This is a genomic window from Rhodococcus sp. NPDC059179, from assembly GCF_042754885.1.
Lineage (GTDB): Bacteria > Actinomycetota > Actinomycetes > Mycobacteriales > Mycobacteriaceae > Rhodococcus_G.
The window spans coordinates 1-5,154 of sequence record NZ_JBHZBV010000026.1; the positions used below are offsets into that span (position 1 = coordinate 1).

Genomic DNA, 5,154 nt, shown 5'->3' on the forward strand with positions numbered 1-5,154 from the left:
GGGCCTTAGACAAGCCACACCCCACCCGGAGGTTCTCTTCACATCAAGCCGACACGCCTGCTACCAACGTCCTGGCCGGGTACACCTAGGGCGTGGCCGCGACGAGGCGAAGGGCCAGTTCGGAATACAGCTCCGCGACCTGATCCGGGTCGGTGAAGCCGCCGCCGGGGAACCAGCGGCACACGTCGACGCACAGCGAGGTGATCGCGAGCGTCACGCCCTCGACGTCCGGGACGACGAACGAGCCGTCCGCGGCGCCCGCCCTGACGATCCGCTTGACGATCCGGTTCACATCGCGCCGCAGCCCGATGATCGTGCGGTGATGCTCGGGGGAGAGCGCGGTCAGCTCGTACTGGACCACCCGTCCGCGGGCGTGGTGGGTGGCGTGCCAGCGGGTGAATGCGCCGACGACGGCGCGCAGTCGCGTGGCGGGTGACGCGTCGACGGGATCGGCCTCGGTGAGCAGGTCGACGCAGCGCTGGTGGCCCTCGTAGCTGATCGCGTAGAGCAGCTCTTCCTTGGACTTGTAGTGCGGGTACATCGCGGCCGGGCTCAGGCCGAGGCGGGCGGCGATGTCGCGGGTCGTGGTCCCGCCGTAGCCGTTCTCGGCGAAGGCCTCCACCGCCGCCGCCCGGATCCGCGCGGCGGCCTTGGAGCTGCTCACCACGCCGGGCGTCACCTCGGCCACCGGCTCGCCCATTCGTCTCCTCCGCCTCGCATTCGCCTTGACAACACCCGTCGACGGGGCAAGTATAAGCATGCGCTTAGGAAATGAGCGTGCGCTTAGTTCTGTGCGCGCTCCCGGCTCGCCCCGACCGGTCACCCGGCCAGGGTTCCGCGGTGTGACGGCTCCGCGATCTGACACAGAAAGCACGCAATGAACCTGAAACTCACCGACGAGGAACTCGCCTTTCGCGACGAGATGCGGACGTTCTTCACCACGCAGATCCCGGCCGACATCCGCGAGCGCGCCACCCGCGGTGCCGAACTGACCGCCGAGGACTTCAAGACCACCCAGGCGATCCTCAACGCCAACGGCCTCGCCGTGCCGAACTGGCCGGTCGAGTGGGGCGGCCGGGACTGGACGCCGGTGCAGCGGCACCTGTGGCTGGACGAGATGCAGCTGGCGTCCGTGCCGGACCCGCTGGCCTTCAACGTCGACATGGTCGGGCCGGTCATCGCGGCATTCGGCTCGCAGGAGCAGAAGGAGAAGTTCCTTCCCGCGACCGCGAACCTCGACATCTGGTGGTGCCAGGGCTTCTCCGAGCCGGAGGCGGGCTCCGACCTGGCCTCGCTCAAGACCCGCGCGGTGCGCGACGGCGACGACTACATCGTCAACGGCCAGAAGACCTGGACGACGATGGCGCAGCACGCGGACTGGATCTTCTGCCTCGTCCGCACCGACCCGAACGCCCCGAAGCGGCAGGCGGGCATCTCGTTCCTGCTCATCGACATGAAGACTCCCGGCGTCACCGTCCGCCCGATCAAGCTGATCGACGGCGGCTACGAGGTCAACGAGGTGTGGTTCGAGGACGTCCGCGTCCCGGCCGAGAACCTGGTCGGCGAGGAGAACGCCGGCTGGGGCTACGCGAAGTTCCTGCTCGGCAACGAACGCACCGGCGTGACCCGGGTCGGCGCCTCCAAGGTGCGCCTGGCCCGGGCGAAGGAGTTGGCCGCGCAGACCAGGATCGGCGACGGAACGCTGCTGGAGGACCCCTTGTTCGCGGCGCGTCTCGCGGAGCTGGAGAACGAGCTGGTCGCGCTCGAGCTGACCCAGCTTCGGGTGGTCGCGGGTTCGGCGGACGGCAAGCCGAACCCGGCGTCGTCGCTGCTCAAGCTGCGCGGGTCCGAGCTGCAGCAGGCCGCCACCGAAATCCTCATGGACGTCGCGGGTCCCGATTCGCTGCCGTTCGAGGCGGGCGACATCGCGTCGCCATCGTGGGCCGGGCGCAGCGCCCCGACCTACCTGAACTACCGAAAGGTATCCATCTACAGCGGATCGAGCGAGGTGCAGCGCACCATCATCGCCTCCTCGATCCTCGGATTGTGAGGCGCCGCAATGGACTTCGAACTCAATGACGAACAGGTCATGCTGCGTGACACCGCCCGCGAGCTGCTCAGCCGCAGCTACGACGCCGAGAAGCGCAACGCCGTCACCGCCACCGATCTCGGCTGGAGCCGGGATGTGTGGAAGAGCTTCGCCGAGATCGGGCTGCTCGGGCTGCCGTTCGCCGAGGAGGACGGCGGCATGGGCGCCGGACCCGTCGAGACGATGGCCGTGATGACCGAGATCGGCCGCGCGCTGGCGCCGGAGCCGTACCTCGCCGTCTTGCTGGCAGGCGGGCTGATCGCCGACGCAGGCTCGGCCGATCAGCGCGCGCGCTACCTGCCTCGGGTCGCCGAGGGCAGCGTGCTGCTGGCGTTCGCGCACGACGAGCCCGGCAGCCGCTGGCCCGCCACTCAGGTCGACACCACCGCCACCGCGCGGGGCGACGGCTGGGTGATCACCGGCCGCAAGAACCCGGTGCTGCACGGTGATTGCGCCGACACCCTGGTCGTCAGCGCGGCGTTGCCCGGCGGGGGAGTGGGACTGTTCCTGGTCGACGCCTCGGCCGCCGGGGTCACCCGCACCGGGTACGCCACCCACGACGGCCTGCGCGGCGCGCAGATCGACCTCGCGGACGCGCCAGCCGAACAGCTCGGGGCCGGCGGTGACGCCTCCGCCGCGATCACCGCCGCGGACGTGCGGGCGCAGGCGGCCCTGTGCGCCGAGGCGGTGGGCGTGATGACGGAAGCGCTGCGGCTGACCACCGAATACCTCAAGCAGCGCAAGCAGTTCGGAGTGCCGCTGGCCAAGTTCCAGACCCTGACGCAGCGTGCGGCGGACATGTACGTCTCGCTGGAGCTGGCGAGCAGCATGAGCCTGTACGCCACGATGTCGCTCGCGGACGGTGTGGTGGACCCGACGATCGCCTCGCGCGCCAAGCTGCAGATCGGACGGTCCTCGCGACACATCGGGCAGGAGGCGATCCAGATGCACGGTGGGATCGGCCTGACCGCGGAGTACCCGGTGGGGCACTACGTCTCCCGGCTCGTCGCGATCGAGCACACCCTCGGCAGCGCCGACGATCACCTGCGCGTGTTGGCGGGCACCGTCGCCGACCACGAGATGGTCACCCTCGCGGAGTAGTCGGTCTAGACCGAGAGCCCCGTCGACCAGTGCGGTCGACGGGGCTCTCGTTTGTCACGGGTCAGCGGGCCAGCTTGGTTCGCATGATCATCACGTTGTAGTCGGACCACGTGGTGGCGAGGAAGTACAGGTTCTCGCCCTCCGACCAGGGGTGCATGTACGCGCCGTACAGGCCGGGCACGGTCGCGCTGCTGACCAGCGTTTCCGGTGCGCTCCACGGCCCGGTCAGCACCGGCGCGGTCCGCATGACCAGCGCGCTCGATTCGTTGGAGTACAGCGCGATGAACTTGCCCAGGTAGGCGCTGTACTGGACCGACAGCTCGCTGACGCGGCCGTCCAGGACCGGCACCGCGGCGGCCGGGTTGCCGACCACCCAGCCGGTGCCGTCCCAGTACTCGTAGCCGGCGACGTTCAGGATCGAGGCCTCCGGGGTGCGGGAGAGCCGGGCCTGCCCGGACCGACCCGACGGCGTGCCGAAGTTGTAGACGAATCCGTCGTGTTTGACGAAGGCGCCCATCTGAAAGTTCTGATTTCCCGTCGCCGGGAGATTCGCCCGTGACAGGGCGTCGTCGAGGACATTCAGCCGGACCGATTCCGGGCGCGGCATCCATGTCTCGCCATTGTCGGTGGAGGAGGCGATCTGGGAATAATTGGTGACCCATTCGCCCGGCGCCGCCCAGCTGCGGATCGACATGTAATTGATGTACTGCACCCCGTTGACGGAGATTCCGGTGGTCGGGATGACGGTGTGTTCGACGCCGGGGATCTTTTTGCTCGGGAGGAATTCCTTCGAGTGGTTCGGCCGGTCCAGGGGAGAGCTGTCGATGCTCATCCCGTCGCTCAGGTCGCGATCGGAGCTGCGGAAGAGCACGTTGCTCCGCCAGTCGCCCACCAGCCCTTCGCACAGCGGAGCCTGGCTCAGTCCGGTGGTGTCGCCGAACGCGGTGAGGACCTGGCCCGCGCCGTTGTCCCACATGATGCCGAGATCGGTGCCGACCACGTTGAACCGCCTGGCGGTGTCATTCGGGCCGTTCATGCCGGTGACATGCTCGATCGCCTGGGTCTTGCCCTTGAGGTTGGGAAGCCGCCCGTCCTGACCGTTCAACCACGGGATCGGATTGCCCGCGCCGCCCGTACTCCCGAACCCGCTGCTCCCGCCGCTGCCGGTACCGCCGCAGAACAGGTCCACCGCCGCGGCGGGAGCGCCGATGGCGAGTACCGCAGTCGACGCCATGGTCGCGGCGAGAGACAACATCGCGAACTTGGGGGTACGGGTCATCGGTTGGGCCTTCCCTCTCGAATCTGCGCAAAGGCCGTACTTCACTCGCGGCCGCTGACAATCTAACGAAGCGCGAGAAGAGTGGCCGGGCTCTTGGATAACCGTTCGGACAAGACTTCACGAATTCCTCTGAGTTCGGGTAAAGGTCTCGATTTGGAAACCATCGCCGTGCCTACGGGGCTTCTCGGTGTGTCGTCGCTAATCTTTCCTGCGGAAATGCGGCACAGGAGTCTTGCGCACGATATGCGCGCAATTCTCGACGAAGTAGTTCCGACGTGGCGGCTCGAGTTCGAGACGCCTGACGACTTCCGAGTAGGTGTTCGAGCATGACCACAATTGCCCCTCCAGCCCTCAAAACCCTCAGCGTCTGCGTCTTCGTGACCGGGCTCGTCGGCGCAGCCATCGGCATCTACGGCCTGGACGTCGAGGCCGCCGTGCTGTGGCTCATCGTCGCGTCCATCTCCGGGCTCTACCTGCTGAAACTGCGGGCCGAGTCGCACGGCCGACTCGAACGGCCGGGCCGCACCACGGCCCAGGGTTAGTCCCGGCGACGCATTGCAGCGCGCCGGGGTCGCCGCCGCCGGTCACGCCCCTAGGTGTACCCGGCCATCAGGTTGGTGCCAGGCGGCTGACCGGTGGGAGCCCTCCGAGTGCGCTGTGGCGGCGTCGAGTGTTGTAGTACTCG

General features: G+C 68.1%; 5 protein-coding genes. 3 read left to right on the forward strand and 2 right to left on the reverse strand.

The window, feature by feature from the left end; genetic code table 11:
- Positions 1-85 precede the first annotated feature (85 nt).
- Positions 86-700, reverse strand: a complete 615-nt coding sequence (locus tag ACFXMV_RS23130; RefSeq protein WP_378502461.1) for a TetR/AcrR family transcriptional regulator — start codon at positions 698-700, stop codon at positions 86-88.
- Positions 701-877: 177 nt separating this feature from the next.
- Here ACFXMV_RS23130 and ACFXMV_RS23135 point away from each other — a divergent pair, with 177 nt between their 5' ends.
- Both ACFXMV_RS23135 and ACFXMV_RS23140 read left to right on the forward strand, forming a co-directional pair.
- Positions 878-2,050, forward strand: coding sequence for an acyl-CoA dehydrogenase family protein (locus ACFXMV_RS23135; protein ID WP_378503690.1), 1,173 nt, complete (start codon positions 878-880; stop codon positions 2,048-2,050).
- Between the two features lie 9 nt (positions 2,051-2,059).
- Entirely contained in the window at positions 2,060-3,190 is a 1,131-nt protein-coding gene (locus ACFXMV_RS23140; protein ID WP_378503691.1) for an acyl-CoA dehydrogenase family protein, read from the forward strand.
- A 61-nt stretch (positions 3,191-3,251) separates the two neighbouring features.
- Here ACFXMV_RS23140 and ACFXMV_RS23145 read toward each other — a convergent pair whose 3' ends face one another.
- Entirely contained in the window at positions 3,252-4,469 is a 1,218-nt protein-coding gene (locus ACFXMV_RS23145) for a DUF4185 domain-containing protein (RefSeq protein ID WP_378503692.1), read from the reverse strand.
- A gap of 326 nt (positions 4,470-4,795) precedes the next feature.
- On the opposite strand from ACFXMV_RS23145, the gene ACFXMV_RS23150 reads away from it, so the two are divergent.
- Positions 4,796-5,011, forward strand: coding sequence for a hypothetical protein (locus ACFXMV_RS23150; RefSeq protein ID WP_378503693.1), 216 nt, complete (start codon positions 4,796-4,798; stop codon positions 5,009-5,011).
- The last annotated feature ends 143 nt before the right edge of the window (positions 5,012-5,154 follow it).